Raw genomic sequence first — 14,351 nt, 5'->3', positions numbered from 1 at the left:
GGATTTTCGTGCACAAATCACAGGGCTACGGCTCGATGGCGCGGCGGCCCTCACGGAGCTGACGGCGCTCGTCGGCAGCGTCGATGATCGTGGTGTCGCTGCCGTCGAGAGCGGTGTACGGGTCGACGCCGCGCAGCGGCGTGGTCGGGGCGAACGTCGCGTTCATCTGCGGTGCGGCCCACTGGGGTTCGACGCGCGGGTGCATGCCCTGACCCGGCCCCAGCGCCTGACCCTGGTCACGCGGGCCCGACGACTGCTCGTGCTCGCTCTCGCTCACGGTGGTCCGGGAGGTGCGCCGCAGCGTGAAGGTGATCTCCTCGAACTCCTCGATGACCTTCTGTGCCGAGCGCAGCTGCTGCACCGAGGTGTCGATGACGCGGTCCACCACCGGTGCCACGGGCGCCACCAGCGGACGCAGCAGGCGGGCCGCCACCTTGGTGAGGTCGGGCAGCTGCGGCAGCGTCAGGCCACCGGCGGGCTGTGACGACGCCGGCACGGGCAGGTTCTCGGCGGGCTTGTCGTCGACCGGGACGAGTTCGGCCGTCGGGGTCGGTTCGGCCGGCGCGCCGGCCGGTTCGGGCTCCGGCGCCGGCGGCGCGGCGCTCAACGAACGGCGCTGCGGATCCGGGAACGCCATGAGTTCGTCCCAGTCCGAGTACATGGGCTGCGGCTGCGAGGCGGCGGGGCGCAGCACCTCGGCGGTCGGCGCGGCGAGCGCCGGCTGTGCCTCGCCGGTCCGGGCCTCGGCGACCCGCTGGCGGTGGTACTCGCGGTTGATCTCGGCGTCGCTTTCCAGCGCCAGGCGCATCGCGGCCAGCTGGTGTTCGGCCTTCAGAATCTCGGCTTCGGCCCGCACCTCGGCCTGCTTGACGGCGATGGCCGTCTCGGCGCGCAGCTCGGCCCGCAGCCGGGACTCGTCGTGACGCTCGCGCAGCGTCCGGTCCTGCCGGGCGTGCAGCAGCATCGGGAGCAGGTACAGCAGGACGCAGACGCCGATCACGGCGATGCGCGCCACCAGAGCGGCGGGCGTCTCGACGGTGTAGCCGTTCATCGCGACCCAGCGGGCGCCGAAGCCACGGTCCGCGCCGGCGCCGGCCGTGTCGCGCGCGGCGGTGACGGCGTGCTCGGCACCGGCGATCCGCGCGTCGAGGCTCGGGGCCTGCTCGTTGCGGGCCGCCAGCGCGGCGTCGAGCTCACGCTGGTCGTGTTCGAGGATGTCCTGGGTGTTCTGGGTGATCTGGCCGTCACCGGGCACCCCGGTGACCGGCTGCTGGGCGCAGGCCGGCGTCGGGTGGTACTCGCAGCGGGCCACGACCTGGGCGTCGTCCCGACGCTGGCGGGCGGAGTCGACGGCCGCGTCGAGCGCGCCGCGGTTGGTGCGCAGCGCGTCCAACTGGCCCTGTGCGGCGGCGACCGCCGGCGTGCCCGCGGCGCGGGCCGCGGCCTCGGCGTCCATGCGCTGGGTGATGGCATTGCTGAACAGCGTCATCGCGGCCAGTTCGCCGACGAGGAGGCCGATCGCGACGGCCAGGGCCACCCGCACGCCGGTGCCGCGGGCGCTGGCGACGGTGCTGCGGATGGCCACGACCACCAGCGCACCGAAAATCAGGGTCACGGGCAGCACGACGGCCAGTGGCAGACCGGTGGACGGGGTCGCGACGGCGGCGGCGACGAGCCAGGCCAGCACGCCTCCCGACCAGGTCAGGGCGGTCACCGCAGGGTGGTTGTCAGGCTGTCTGTGGGCAGGCATGGAAACTCCAACTCTTCCGGTCCGCGTTCCAGGGTCCCAGAGAGCCGGGCCCGCCACCGAATCAAGCGCCGGTACTGTGACCGGCATCACGGGCCGATCAGGCGTTTTTCTGGTACCGCAGCGTCAGTGCCCGCCGGTCCAGCTTCCCGATACCCCGGCGGGGGAGTTCGGCCACCACGTGCACCTCGCGCGGGGCGGCGGTGGCGGCCAAGGTGGCGCTCACGTGTTCCCGCAGGTCAGCGACGGTGGGAGCGGTTGTCCCCGGGTGGAGCACGACGGCGATGGCCACCCGTTGGCCCAGCCGGTCGTCGGGTACGCCGAAGACCGCGCATTCGGCGATGGCCGGATGGCCGGCCACGGCCGACTCGACGAGGGCCGGCAGCACCTTGAGCCCGCCCGTGGCGATCGCGTCGTCGACGCGGCCCAGCACCCGCAGTACACCCGAATCATCCACGGCGCCAATGTCATCGGTGACGAACCAGCCGTCCACGAACGGCGACGGGTCGACGGGATTGCGGTAACCCGAGGCCAGCGTGGGGCCGCCCAGGGCGACCCGGCCGGTGTCGTCGACGCGCAGCTGGACGCCGGCCAACGGTGTTCCGTCATAGACGCAGCCGCCGCAGGTTTCGCTCATCCCGTAGGTGCGGACCACGGAAATGCCTGCGGCCGCGGCCTTTTCGCCGAGACCGGCGGGCATGGGGCCGCCGCCGATCAGGACGGCGTCCAGCTCGGCCAGGGCCGCGGTCGCGGCGGCATCGGCCAGGATCTTGGCCAGTTGTACCGAAACCAGCGACGTGTAACGCCGGCCCGGGCCCAAAGCGCTGACGGCGGAAGGTAATTCGCCGACGTCGAAACCCGGGTCAAGGGCGACGGGCGTGGTGCCGGCCCGCAGGCTCCGCACCAGCACCTGCACGCCGGCGACGTGATAGGCGGGCAGCGCCAGCAGCCAGCGGCCGGGACCGCCGAGCCGGTCGTGCGTGGCGTCGGCACTGGCGTGCAACGCCGCCGTGGAAAGCAAGGCGCCCTTGGGGATTCCGGTGGAACCCGACGTCGAGACCACCAGTGCCACGCCGTCGCCGACGGGCTCGCCGGCGCGCAACGTCTCGGTCAGCAGCGCGGCCTGGCGGTCGTCGTCGGCCGGTACCGGCAACAGTGCGCCGGCACCGTCCAGGGCGTGCGCCAACTCGGGAATGAGGGCAAGGGCCGCCGCGCCGGACCCGACGGCGACCGGACGCAGCACGCCTATGGCGTGCCTCCGTCGGCAGGCCCGCCGTCGGCGGGATCGCGGGGGTCGTCGAGCGGCCAGCCCTTGGCGGCCAACCGCGCTCGCACGCGCTCGACGTCCTCGGCGCGGGGCAGCTCATCGGTGATGCGGGTGATCAGGACGCCGATGTCGATGTGGTCGAACTCGCCGCGGTTCATCAAACCGCGCGCGACCGACTTCACCTCGTCGTTGGTCAGGCGCCGGGACAGCAGGGCGAGGAGCGGCACCCGGTCGGTGGCGGGGATGCCGTCGGGATACCCGGCTTGCAGCCACGCCACGATCTTGGTGAGAAACGAGTTCATGGCGTCACCTCCTGATCTCGGGAAGAGGGGCGGCCCAGCTGTGCGCTGCGTGCCCCGAAATTGCGCACCGAATCCTATGCCCATGCTGTGACGTGGGCATATCGCCACCGTAGCCCCCGGCGCCGCGCGCAGCACTTTGCCAGACTAATTAGACGAAGCTAACAGGTGAACACTCCATGAACACCTCTGCGAGAGTCGAAAACACCCAGGTCGCGGTCAAGATCGGGGACTTCTGTAACTGGTCAAAAACGCTGCCGTTACACCAGAATGAGCGCCATGAGCGCAGAGTTGGTCATCCTGGTGCTGTTGATCGCAACAGCACTGGCATTTGACTTCACGAATGGATTTCACGATACCGGTAATGCCATGGCGACCTCGATCGCCACAGGCGCGCTGAAGCCCAAGACCGCCGTGCTGCTGGCCGGCGTCCTGAACTTGGTCGGCGCGTTCCTGTCAGTCGAGGTCGCCGTCACCGTCACCACTTCGGTGCTGAAGATTCAGGACAGTAAGTCCGGGCACCTACTGAAGTCCATCGACGCGTCGACCGGACTCACCATCATCTTCGCCGGCCTCATCGGCGGCATCCTGTGGAACCTCCTCACCTGGCTGTTCGGCATCCCTTCCAGCTCGTCGCACGCGCTCTTCGGCGGACTGATCGGTGCCGGCCTGGCCGCGCTCGGCACCGCGGGCATCAACTGGAGCGGTGTCATCCAGAAGGTGCTGATCCCGGCCGTCGCGGCCCCGTTCATCGCGGGCCTCGTGGCCGCCGTGGGCACCTGGCTGGTGTACCGGATCACGCGCAACGTCATCAAGAAGCGCCGTGAGGAAGGCTTCCGCTGGGGCCAGATCGCCACCGCATCGCTGGTCGCGCTGTCCCACGGCACCAACGACGCGCAGAAGACCATGGGCGTCATCGCCCTGGCCCTCATCACCACCGGCCACCTGACCGGCGACGTGAAGAAGGACGGCCTGCCGTTCTGGATCATCGCCTCGTGCGCCCTGGCCATCGGCCTGGGCACCTACATCGGCGGCTGGCGCGTCATCCGCACCCTGGGCAAGGGCCTCGTCGAGATCGAGTCCCCGCAGGGCCTGGCCGCCGAGGCGTCCTCGGCCGCGATCATCCTGAGCTCCAGCGCCGCCGGCATGGCGCTCTCGACCACTCACGTCGCCACGGGCTCGATCCTGGGCAGTGGCGTCGGCAAGCCCGGCGCTTCGGTCCGCTGGGCCGTCGCCGGACGCATGGCCATGGCCTGGCTGATCACGCTGCCGGCCGCGGCGCTGGTCGGTGCCCTGTCGTACTGGCTGTCCTACGGCCTGAAGTCCGCCACCGGTTCCGCGCTGGTCGGCGACGGCACGATCTTCGTCATCCTGGTCGCGCTGTCGGGCTTCATGTACTGGCGTGCGCAGCAGCAGAAGGTCGACCACAACAACGTCAACGCTGAATGGGACGCGTCCACCAACTCCGTGGTGCCCGCCGACGTCCGTGAGGCTGCCGCCAAGTCGCCCGAATCCGCCGGCGTCTGATTCCCCGCGAACCGAACCAGAAGGAATCACTGATGCATTACTTGGAAGCCATCCTCAAGGTCCTCGTCGTGGGTTTGATCCTCGGTGCCGGACTCCCCGCGGTGTTCGCGGGTGGCCTCGTCGCCTACTCCAACGGGGCCGGCGGCGAGCACTCCGATGGGACGGTCACGGCCCCCAACCCGATCCTCAAGTACCTGGGTCTGGCGCTGTTCGTGCTGGTCGGAGCCGTCGTCCTGCTCGCGATCCTGTGGATCACCCGGTCCACGATCATCCACCACACCGGCGTCGACCTGTTCCCCTTTCTGAAGAAGTGAGCTGACGGACAATGACTGAATCCAATGGATTGTTCGAAAATGTCCTGAAGTGGCTGCGGGCGGGATACCCCGACGGTGTGCCGCCGAAGGACTACTACCCGGTGCTGGCGCTGCTGAAGCGTTCGCTCACGGAGGACGAGGTCGTCGAGGCGGCGCGGTCCATCCTGCGCACCAACGACGGCGAGAGCCCCGTCACCGAGGCCGAGATTCACGCCGCCATCGCTGCCGTCACCAACCAGGAGCCCAGCCCCGACGACATCCACCAGGTGTCGGCGCGACTGGCCTCGGTCGGCTGGCCGCTGGCGACGCCGGCTCGCTGACGCGCCGCAGAACTCACCACCCGCGACACCCGGAGTGCTAACTCCGGGTGTCGCGTCGTAGTGGGTGGGTGTCGGGCACCTGGACGAAGATCAAGGTGACCTGATCAGGATCGGTGACGTGCAGTTCGTGCAGGCCCCACGGTTCCTGCCGCGCGGCACGGGAAATCGCCACCCCACGGGCCTCGAGCTCGGCCTGGGTCTGGTAGACGTCGCGCACCTGTAGCCACAGCGCGCCCGGGAACGGAACCGTCGGGCCGTCGTCGTCACGGCCGTGGCCGGCGAGTTCGATGAGCGACTGCCCGGCGTAAAACACTGTGCCGGCCCCGTATTCGCGGGCGATGGCCAGGCCGATGGCGTCGCGGTAGAACGCCACCGACTTCGCGTAGTCGACGGGCCGGATCAGGATGCGGCTGGCGAGGATCTCCATCGCGTCACCCGATCGACTGCGCGCGTCGGCGTTTCATCAGCTGGTCGACCAGGCCGGGCACAAAACTGTTGAGCGCGTGCGACGTCACCGCGATCCGGGGCGCGATGCGCACCGGGCGGGTCTCGGCCGCGGTGACCATCCAGTCGGCGGCTTCGTCGGCCGACAGGCCGGGCATGCCGTCGAAGGCGCGGGTCGGCGCGATCATCGGCGTCTTCACCAGCGGATAGAACAGTGTCGAGGAGTGCACTCCGCTTGCGCCCCACTCGGTTTCGATGACCCGGCTCACCGCGGTCAGTGCCGACTTGGAGGCGTTGTACACGGAGAACAGCGGCGACGACTCGTTCATCACACCCCACGTCGACACGTTGATGATGTGCCCGTCGCCGCGCTCGAGCATCCCGGGGGCGAAGCCGCGCACCAGGCGCAGCGGCGAGTAGTAGTTCAGCGTCATGGTGCGTTCGAGGTCGTGCCAGCGGTCCAGGGACTCGGCCAGCGGCCGGCGGATGGACCGGCCGGCGTTGTTGATCAGGATGTCGACGCCGCCCAGCTCGGCTTCCACGTCCGCCACCAGCTTGTCGATGGCGTCCATGTCGGACAGGTCGCACGGCCGCGCGATGGCGTCACCGCCGCTGTGGGTGATCCGGGCGGCCACCTTGTCCAGCAGTTCGGCCCGGCGGGCGACGATGACGACCGTCGCTCCGAGGTGCGCGAACTTGGCGGCGGCCGCCTCGCCGATGCCCGACGACGCTCCCGTCAGCACGATGCGTTTTCCGGCCAGGTCGACCTCGCCGTGGCCCGACAACCGTTCGATCAGGGGCGGTCGCATGCCGGCGAGCAGCAGGCTCTCGGAGACGCGCCGTAGGGGACTCTTGCTCACCCCCTGAGCTTAGGGCCGCGGCGTCAGCTCGCTCCGGTGACAGGCCAGACGTTGGTGTACACGAGTTCGTCGAGCGGGCGCGCCGTCGTCCAGCCGACGATCTCGAGTTCGGGGCGGTCCGGGAACTCCGGTACCGGGCCGACACACAGCACCGCGATCGGTTCGGCGCCCTCGGGCATGCCGAGGAGGGCGGCCAGCTCGGCCGGGTCGAACAGCGAAACCCAGCCCAGCCCAAGGCCTTCCGCGCGGGCGGCCAGCCACATGTTCTGGATGGCGCACGACACCGACGCCAGGTCCATGTGGGGCATGGTCCGGCGGCCGAAGATGTGACGCTCGCGATCGTCGCCGAGGGCCACGACGAACAGCTCGGCGCAGTCGCCGATGCCTTCGACCTTCAGCGCCAGGAACTCCGCCTCGCGCGGCCCGAGGGCCTCGCCCGTCTGGATGCGCTCGGCGTCGACGAGCTTCTTGATCGCCGTCCGGACGGCCGGGTCGGTGATGCGCAGGAAGCGCCAGGGCTGCATCAGCCCGACACTCGGCGCCATGTGCGCGGCCTCCAGGATGCGGCGCAGAACCTCTTCGGGCACCGTGGAATTCGGCGTGAAGTGCCGCATGTCCCGACGCTCGGACATGACGCGGTAGACGGCTGCGCGTTCGGCGTCGGAGTAACTCGGCTCGCTCACCGGAGGGAGGCTAACAGGGATCAGCGGGATCCGATCGCGTCTGAGTGACGCCGGTGGAAACGGCGGGGTGGCTGCCCTGCGGGCGTGGTCCGGTGGGGGAAGGCGAACCACGCCGCAAGGGTCACGTTGTAGCCGGTGAGGATCGCGTACAGGACGGTGTCACGCGAGTCGAAACCCAGAGGTCCCGGGCTGTGACTCGACGTTGCCGCCACGCACACCGCCGTCACGATGAACCAGCCGACGGCGGCGACGCGGTTGAACCGCGCCGCGCCGCGGCCGAACGCGGCGAAGACGGTCACCACGCCGACCACGAGCAGCAGCGCGCAGTGCAGCGGCGTGACCCGCAGCCACATCAGGGGCGCCCCGGCGGCGCCGAAATGCGGGTTCGCCATGGACCACGCCAGGCCGGTGCCGCCGAAGACGCCCAGCGCGAAACCCTCGGCCCCCAGCGCCCACTGGCCGATTCGCGCTCGCGTCCCGACGTCCACGTGCCAAGTGTGACGCGAGGTCTCCACCATCGGCGCGCGCCTAAGCGGATACACAGCGCACTCATGGGAAAGCACACAGCGGGCTGTCGTCCAGATGACGGACCAGGGCCCCGCCGAACCTCAGAAGTAGCGGGGGAACTCGCTCCAGTCCGGGTCGCGCTTCTGCAGGAAGGCGTCGCGGCCCTCGACGGCTTCGTCGGTCATGTAGGCCAGGCGGGTGGCCTCGCCGGCGAAGATCTGCTGCCCCACCAGACCGTCGTCGATCAGGTTGAACGAGAACTTCAGCATCCGGATGGCCTGCGGCGACTTGCCGTTGATCTCGGCAGCCCATTGCAGCGCAACGGTTTCCAGGTCCTTGTGGTCGACGACCTCGTTGACGGCGCCCATCTTGTGCATGGTCTCGGCGTCGTAGGCGCGGCCCAGGAAGAAGATTTCGCGGGCGAACTTCTGCCCGGCCTGGCGGGCCAGGTACGCCGAGCCGTAGCCGCCGTCGAAGCTGCCGACGTCGGCGTCGGTCTGCTTGAACCGGGCATGTTCGCGGCTGGCCAGGGTCAAGTCGCAGACCACGTGCAGGCTGTGGCCGCCGCCGGCCGCCCAGCCGTTCACCAGGCAGATCACGGGCTTCGGCATGAACCGGATCAGCCGCTGCACCTCGAGGATGTGCAGCCGTCCGGCGCGCGCGGGGTCGACGGTCTCGGCGGTCTCGCCGGACGCGTACTGGTAACCGCTGCGGCCGCGGATGCGCTGGTCGCCACCCGAGCAGAAGGCCCAGCCGCCGTCCTTGGGCGACGGTCCGTTGCCGGTCAGCAGGATGACGCCGACGTCAGGGCTCATCCGGGCGTGGTCGAGGGCGCGGTACAGCTCGTCGACGGTGTGCGGCCGGAAGGCGTTGCGGACCTCGGGCCGGTCGAAGGCGATCCGGACCGTCGGCTGCGGCTCACCGTCGCGCACGTGACGGTGGTAGGTGATGTCGGTGAGTTCACCGAGTTCGGTCACCGGCTGCCAGAGCTGCGGGTCAAACGGATTGTCTGCGTTCACGCCTCGACCTTAGAGCCGACTGTGTTTGGTCCGCGCCACCCAGGGGTACTAGATCGACACAAACAGCGGCCGTTCGCGGCCCGAATACAGGGAGGTCCTTGATGAAGCGGTCAGCAGGCGTGGTGGTGTCGGGTGTCATTGCCGGACTGATGCTGGTCGGATGCTCGCCGGCCGTGCAGGGTGGCGACACCAAGTGCAAGGACTTCGTCGGTGCCGACGAGAAGACGCAGAACGAGGCGGTCAACAAGATGATCAAGGACCGCAAGGGCGCCGATCCGTCGTCGCTGGAGGTGTCGGGGACGCGCGCGTCGGCGCTGGCGTGGTGCCAGACGGTCGGCCAGCAGGACGCCCCGATCAAGAACGCGCCGCACATCTAGACGGCTGCCCGAGCGTGGGGGTTGACGAGAATTTCTCGTCAACCCCCACACTCGTCTCTAGACGGGGTCGAACCGGAACACCGCGCAGCGGCCGGCGAGCGCTTCGAATTCGTCGGGGTTGGGTCCGGTCACCAGGCCGGCGTTCTTCATGAAGCCGACGCCCGTCGGCACCAGGATGGGGAACTGCCGCAACAGCGGTCGGGCCTCTTCGGCGGGTACCTCGAACAGCCGGACCTCTTCACGGTGCCGGCCCTGCGTGACGGTGGCGGTCGCCGCGGCGCGCGCGTTGCGCACCCAGTCGGCATTGGGGAACCCGCCCACCACGTAGCGCGCGCCGTCGACCTCGAACGGGGTGATGGGCGTCGACCGCGGTTCACCGGACTTGCGGCCGGGCACGGTCAGCACCACGGGACCCTTGATCGGGACCACCCGCATGACCGCCATCATCACCTTGTTCATGGGCTTGAGCCACCACGGTGGCTTGAGATTCGCGTCGCTGTCCCGGGTCATGATTCGAGGCTAGACGAGGCGCCGAAACGGCGGTGGCGTGCTATGTTCGCCCAGCTGAAGGAGGGGTTTCGATGTCGAATCAGTGGCCCCCCGGGCAATTCGGGCCTGGGCAGTTCGGACCCGGTCAACCACCGGGTCAACCGTATGGGCCCAACCCCTACGGCGCTGCCGGCGTGCCACCGAGCGTGCCCTACCCGCAGTATCCCCAGCCGCAGCCGCAGTACCCCCAGCCCATGGGTTACGGCGCGCCCCCGCCCGCCGCGCCGTCGGGACCGTCAGGCGTGACGGCGATCATCGCCGCGGTGCTCAGCATGCTCGGCGCCCTGTCGACGGCGTTCCAGGCGTTCTCCAGCTGGTACGCGGTCGCGACGCTGGGCGCGCTGATCGGCTCCTACGCGAGTGACACCCGGTCCGAGCTGATGGGCCTGACCACCGGCATGGCCATCGTGCAGACGATTGTCGCGATCGTGCTGCTCACCGGTGGCGTGCTGCTGGTCCTGGGTCGTGCGGTCGGTCGCTGGATCGTCATCGGCGGTTGCACGGCCGTGGTGCTCGCCAATGTGGTCGGCCTGTTCGCCTCGCTGACCATCCTCAAGAGCATCGACTCCACGCTGGGCGGCAGCTACGACGGCATGCAGGCGATGGCGGGGCTGTCGGTGATGAGTGCCGCGATACCGATCGTGTTCGCGCTCGCCACCGGCGTGCTGGCCGCCCTGAATTCGACGCAGGCCTGGTGCCGGTGGAAGAGCGGGCAGTCGGCGCCCGTCGGTCCCGTCGGTTACCCGGGCTATCCGCCGCAGTACTAGCTAAACGTAGCGGTTGCGCCCGGCGAACCAGCCTGCCGTCAGCTGCACCGCGTACACACTGAAGAACAACACGAACGGGACGTGCCAGTTGCCGGACACGTCATGCAGCAGCCCGAACAGGAACGGGCCGGTGCTGGCGAACAGGTAGCCGAAGCCCTGCGCCATACCCGAGAGCTGTGCGGTGTCCTCGGCGTTGCGGGCACGCAGCGCGATGATGGTCAGCGCCAGTGAGAACGCGCTCAATCCGATGCCGATCATCGTGCTCCACAGCACCGGCGCCGCCATCGGTGCGATCAGCAGGCCGATGGTGCCGGACACGCCCAGCACGCCGAGGCCGACGTTCCACAGGCTCTGGTGCGTGCTGCGCGCGGCCAGCGGCGACAGCAGGAGCGCGATCGGGACGCCGATGAGGGACATCACCCCGGACATGACGCCGGCACTGGTCTTGTCCATGCCGTTGTCGATGAAAATCTGTGGGAGCCAGCCCATCATGACGTAGGCCAGGAACGACTGGCTGCCCATGTAGACCGTCACGGTCCACGCGAGCGGGTTCCGCAGCAGTGAGCGGCGCTTGGTGGTCTGTGCCGCGGTGGCGGCCCAGTCGGTGCGGTGGCGCCGGGCGGCGGGGACCCACAGGAGCAGGGCCGCCAGCGCGAGGGCCGCCCAGATGGCCAGCGATGGGCGCCAGCCGCCGACGCTGTGTTCGACGGCCGGCGTGACGGCGGCGCCGAAGGCCCCGCCGGCCTGCAAGGCGCTGGTGTAGATGCCGGTCATCAGGCCGACGCGTGCGGGGAACGAACTCTTGATGACCACCGGGATCAGCACGTTCGCGAGCGCGACGCCCGACGAGGCGAGCAGCGTGGCACCGAGCATCAGGCCGCCGTCGCCGAACGGCCGCACCGCCAGCCCCACGGCCAGGGCGAGCAATGCGAGCGTGACGGTCCGGCCCAGGCCGAGTCGTTTGGACAGCAGCGGCGCGGTGGCGCCGGCGGCGGAGAAGCACAGCACGGGCAGGGTGGTCAGGATGCCGGCCCAGACCGACGACACCCCGAGTGCGGCGCGCATCTCGCCGAGCAGGGGAGCGACGCTCGTCACCGACGGCCGCAGGTTCAGCGCGGTGACGACGACGGCGAGCGCCAGCAGGACGCCACTGGCCAGACGGGTGTTCGGGCTCGCCGGGACGTCCGTGATCTCGATGGCGCCGTCGAGCTCGAGTGCCAATTCATCTTCGTAACGGGCGTGTTTGGTTCCGTTCACGGCAGCACTCATCTTGCTATGATGACATACATCCTATGATTGGTTGAAAGGATGATTTGGTGGCGCTGAACACAGCTCGTCGTACCGGCTTGGTCGAGCAGGTCATCGAACAGCTCCGGGGTTCTGTCTCGGACGGGGAATGGCCTGTCGGGCATCGCATCCCCAATGAGACCGATCTCGTCGAGGCACTCGGGGTCGGCCGCAACACCGTGCGCGAGGCCGTGCGGGCACTGGCGCATGCCGGGCTGTTCGAGGTGCGGCAGGGCGACGGCACGTACGTCCGCGCCACCAGTGAGGTGTCAGGCGCGCTGAGCCGGCTCTGCAGCGACGAGCTGCGTGACGTGCTGCAGGTCCGCCGCGGACTGGAAGTGGAAGGCGCCCGGCTGGCCGCCGCCCACCGGACCGACGACGACATCGTCACCCTGCGGCGGCTGCTGGACGGCCGCGACGACGAGCAGCGCGCCGGACATCACGACGAATTCGTCCACGCCGACACCGAATTCCACTGCGCCGTCATGCGCGCATCGGGCAACACCATGCTCATCGACCTGTATCTCGGGCTGATCGAGGTGATCACCGCCAGCGTGTCCGTCATGAACGAGACGCCCGTCGAGACCGAGTTCGAGGACCATCACCGGCTTCTCGACCGCATCGTCGCCGGCGATCCCGATGGCGCCGCCGCCGCGGCAGCCGAGCTCTTCGACCGTCTCCTGGCGGGGTTGCCTGCTTAGCGCGAAAGCGGAAAGCCCCCAATTTCCGTGGAAATCGGGGGCTTTCGCGCTATTCGGCCGGAACTAGCCGACAGAACGCTCCGAGCCGGCCCAGAACTGGGCGCGGACGGCCTTCTTGTCGGGCTTGCCGAGTGCCGTCACCGGCACGGCGTCGGCGATGACGACCTGCTTGGGCGACTGCACCGAGCCCTTGCGTTCCTTGACCGCCGCCTGAATCTCGGCGGTCATCTTCGCGATGGCCTGCTCGGAGCGGTCGGCGTCCGGGCGCAGCACCACGACGGCCGTGACGGCCTCGCCCCACTTCTCGTCGGGGGTGCCGACCACACACACCTGCGCGATCGAAGGATGTTCGGCGACAACGTCTTCCACCTCGCGGGGGAACACGTTGAAGCCGCCGGTGACGATCATGTCCTTGGTGCGGTCGACGATGAACCAGAAGCCGTCCTCGTCCTCGCGGGCCAGGTCGCCGGTGTGCATCCAGCCGCCGGAGAACGTGTCGGCCGTGGCCTCGGGCAGGTTCCAGTAGCCACCCGACAGCAGCGGGCCGGACACGCAGATCTCGCCGACCTCGCCCTGCTTGACGGGCCGGCCGTCGTCGCCGAGCAGCGCGGTGCGCGCGAACAGCGTCGGCCGCCCGCAGGAGGTCAGCCGCTTCTCGTCGTGCTCGCCCTTGGCCAGGTAGGTGATGACCATCGGCGCCTCGGACTGGCCGTAGTACTGCGCGAAGATCGGGCCGAACCGGCGGATCGCCTCGGCGAGGCGCACCGGGTTCATGGCCGAGGCGCCGTAGTAGACGGTCTCGAGCGACGACAGATCGCGCGTGTGCGAGTCGGGGTGGTCCATCAGGGCGTAGATCATCGACGGCACCAGCATGGTCGCGGTGATCTTCTGCTCCTCGATGACCCGCAGCACCTCGGCGGGGTCGAACTTCTTGAGGACGATCAGCTCGCCGCCCTTGACGATCGTCGGCGTGAAGAACGCGGCGCCGGCATGCGACAGCGGCGTGCACATCAGGAACCGCGGGTGCTCGGGCCACTCCCATTCGGCCAGCTGAATGGTCGTCATGGTGCTGATGGACTGCGTCGTGCCGATGACGCCCTTGGGCTTGCCGGTGGTGCCACCGGTGTAGGTGAGGCCGCCGACGTGATCGGGCGCCAGGTCGGCGGCCTGCAGCGGCTGCGGCTCGTATTTCGCGGCTTCGGCGGCCAGGTCGATCGCCGAACCGATCAGCGCGTCCGGCACCGGGCCGATCGTCAGGATCTGCTGGAGCGAGGGCACCTTCTCCAGCAGGCCGATGGCCCGCTCCACGAAAGCCTCGGTGGGGTCGATGATCAGCGTCGTGACGCCCGCGTCGGTCAGGACATACGCGTGGTCGTCCAGCGAACCGAGAGGGTGTAGTGCCGTGCGGCGGTAGCCCTGCGTCTGGCTGGCGCCGATGATCATCAGCACCTCGGGCCGGTTCAGCGACAGCAGGCCGCTGCTGGCGCCGGAGCCGGCACCGAGCGCCTCGAAGGCCTGAATGTACTGGCTGATGCGGTCGGCGAGCTGGCCGCCGGTCAGCGTGGTGTCGCCGAGAAACAGGACCGGCTTGTCCTTGTTGCGCTTGAGGGCGCCAACGGTCAAGTGCCCGGAATGCAGGGGATGGCGCAGCAGCTCGTCACTCATAGCCTAAGACTAGAACGT

General features: G+C 69.3%; 17 protein-coding genes. 6 read left to right on the top strand and 11 right to left on the bottom strand.

What is annotated here, in order from left to right; genetic code table 11:
• Positions 1-25: 25 nt before the first annotated feature.
• The 3 genes from ACJEIK_RS23690 to ACJEIK_RS23680 all read right to left on the bottom strand — a co-directional run bounded on the left by ACJEIK_RS23690 (position 26) and on the right by ACJEIK_RS23680 (position 3,316).
• Entirely contained in the window at positions 26-1,750 is a 1,725-nt protein-coding gene (locus tag ACJEIK_RS23690) for a DUF4407 domain-containing protein (protein WP_409430375.1), read from the bottom strand.
• 97 nt (positions 1,751-1,847) lie between these two features.
• Positions 1,848-2,996, bottom strand: a complete 1,149-nt coding sequence (menE, locus tag ACJEIK_RS23685; protein WP_073695354.1) for an o-succinylbenzoate--CoA ligase — start codon at positions 2,994-2,996, stop codon at positions 1,848-1,850.
• The gene (locus ACJEIK_RS23680; protein ID WP_064861220.1) at positions 2,993-3,316 is read right to left on the bottom strand and encodes a DUF3349 domain-containing protein; all 324 of its coding nucleotides are present in this window, start codon (positions 3,314-3,316) and stop codon (positions 2,993-2,995) included. The genes menE and ACJEIK_RS23680 overlap by 4 nt, the downstream gene beginning before the upstream one ends.
• A 276-nt stretch (positions 3,317-3,592) precedes the next feature.
• Here ACJEIK_RS23680 and ACJEIK_RS23675 point away from each other — a divergent pair, with 276 nt between their 5' ends.
• The 3 genes from ACJEIK_RS23675 to ACJEIK_RS23665 are packed head-to-tail and all read left to right on the top strand — an operon-like array spanning position 3,593 to position 5,474.
• Positions 3,593-4,840, top strand: a complete 1,248-nt coding sequence (locus tag ACJEIK_RS23675; RefSeq protein ID WP_212807030.1) for an inorganic phosphate transporter — start codon at positions 3,593-3,595, stop codon at positions 4,838-4,840.
• Between the two features lie 32 nt (positions 4,841-4,872).
• Positions 4,873-5,154 (top strand): hypothetical protein, encoded by a 282-nt coding sequence (locus ACJEIK_RS23670; RefSeq protein WP_212807029.1) that lies wholly within the window; start codon positions 4,873-4,875, stop codon positions 5,152-5,154.
• 11 nt (positions 5,155-5,165) lie between these two features.
• A complete protein-coding gene (locus tag ACJEIK_RS23665) occupies positions 5,166-5,474 on the top strand; it encodes a DUF3349 domain-containing protein (RefSeq protein ID WP_061004071.1) in 309 nt (102 codons plus the stop codon).
• A gap of 37 nt (positions 5,475-5,511) precedes the next feature.
• On the opposite strand, the gene ACJEIK_RS23660 is transcribed toward ACJEIK_RS23665, so the two are convergent.
• The 5 genes from ACJEIK_RS23660 to ACJEIK_RS23640 all read right to left on the bottom strand — a co-directional run bounded on the left by ACJEIK_RS23660 (position 5,512) and on the right by ACJEIK_RS23640 (position 8,987).
• Positions 5,512-5,901, bottom strand: coding sequence for a VOC family protein (locus ACJEIK_RS23660; protein ID WP_212807028.1), 390 nt, complete (start codon positions 5,899-5,901; stop codon positions 5,512-5,514).
• A gap of 4 nt (positions 5,902-5,905) precedes the next feature.
• Complete coding sequence (locus ACJEIK_RS23655; RefSeq protein ID WP_406774341.1) at positions 5,906-6,778, bottom strand: SDR family oxidoreductase; 873 nt, start codon at positions 6,776-6,778, stop codon at positions 5,906-5,908.
• A gap of 23 nt (positions 6,779-6,801) precedes the next feature.
• The gene (gene bluB / locus ACJEIK_RS23650) at positions 6,802-7,410 is read right to left on the bottom strand and encodes a 5,6-dimethylbenzimidazole synthase (RefSeq protein ID WP_409431752.1); all 609 of its coding nucleotides are present in this window, start codon (positions 7,408-7,410) and stop codon (positions 6,802-6,804) included.
• Positions 7,411-7,481: 71 nt separating this feature from the next.
• Complete coding sequence (locus ACJEIK_RS23645; RefSeq protein WP_346417148.1) at positions 7,482-7,949, bottom strand: DUF4383 domain-containing protein; 468 nt, start codon at positions 7,947-7,949, stop codon at positions 7,482-7,484.
• 120 nt (positions 7,950-8,069) lie between these two features.
• The gene (locus tag ACJEIK_RS23640) at positions 8,070-8,987 is read right to left on the bottom strand and encodes a 1,4-dihydroxy-2-naphthoyl-CoA synthase (RefSeq protein ID WP_064858448.1); all 918 of its coding nucleotides are present in this window, start codon (positions 8,985-8,987) and stop codon (positions 8,070-8,072) included.
• A 101-nt stretch (positions 8,988-9,088) separates the two neighbouring features.
• Here ACJEIK_RS23640 and ACJEIK_RS23635 point away from each other — a divergent pair, with 101 nt between their 5' ends.
• Entirely contained in the window at positions 9,089-9,364 is a 276-nt protein-coding gene (locus ACJEIK_RS23635) for a hypothetical protein (protein ID WP_061004016.1), read from the top strand.
• 57 nt (positions 9,365-9,421) lie between these two features.
• Here ACJEIK_RS23635 and ACJEIK_RS23630 read toward each other — a convergent pair whose 3' ends face one another.
• Positions 9,422-9,874 (bottom strand): nitroreductase family deazaflavin-dependent oxidoreductase, encoded by a 453-nt coding sequence (locus ACJEIK_RS23630; protein ID WP_064858449.1) that lies wholly within the window; start codon positions 9,872-9,874, stop codon positions 9,422-9,424.
• 71 nt (positions 9,875-9,945) lie between these two features.
• Between ACJEIK_RS23630 and ACJEIK_RS23625 the strand changes: the two genes are divergently transcribed.
• A complete protein-coding gene (locus tag ACJEIK_RS23625) occupies positions 9,946-10,680 on the top strand; it encodes a hypothetical protein (protein ID WP_409430374.1) in 735 nt (244 codons plus the stop codon).
• On the opposite strand, the gene ACJEIK_RS23620 is transcribed toward ACJEIK_RS23625, so the two are convergent.
• Positions 10,681-11,949: an MFS transporter gene (locus ACJEIK_RS23620; RefSeq protein WP_133425400.1), complete on the bottom strand. Its 1,269-nt coding sequence runs from the start codon at positions 11,947-11,949 to the stop codon at positions 10,681-10,683. It abuts the gene before it with no gap.
• 47 nt (positions 11,950-11,996) lie between these two features.
• On the opposite strand from ACJEIK_RS23620, the gene ACJEIK_RS23615 reads away from it, so the two are divergent.
• Positions 11,997-12,668, top strand: a complete 672-nt coding sequence (locus ACJEIK_RS23615) for a FadR/GntR family transcriptional regulator (protein ID WP_406784797.1) — start codon at positions 11,997-11,999, stop codon at positions 12,666-12,668.
• 63 nt (positions 12,669-12,731) lie between these two features.
• Here ACJEIK_RS23615 and fadD8 read toward each other — a convergent pair whose 3' ends face one another.
• Complete coding sequence (gene fadD8, locus ACJEIK_RS23610; RefSeq protein ID WP_409430373.1) at positions 12,732-14,333, bottom strand: fatty-acid--CoA ligase FadD8; 1,602 nt, start codon at positions 14,331-14,333, stop codon at positions 12,732-12,734.
• Between the last annotated feature and the right edge of the window lie 18 nt (positions 14,334-14,351).

It is taken from the genome of Mycobacterium sp. SMC-16 (assembly GCF_046250085.1).
Classification (GTDB): domain Bacteria; phylum Actinomycetota; class Actinomycetes; order Mycobacteriales; family Mycobacteriaceae; genus Mycobacterium; species Mycobacterium phocaicum.
The sequence above is the reverse complement of the archived record's forward strand: the minus strand, read 5'-3'. Positions and strand labels throughout refer to the sequence as shown.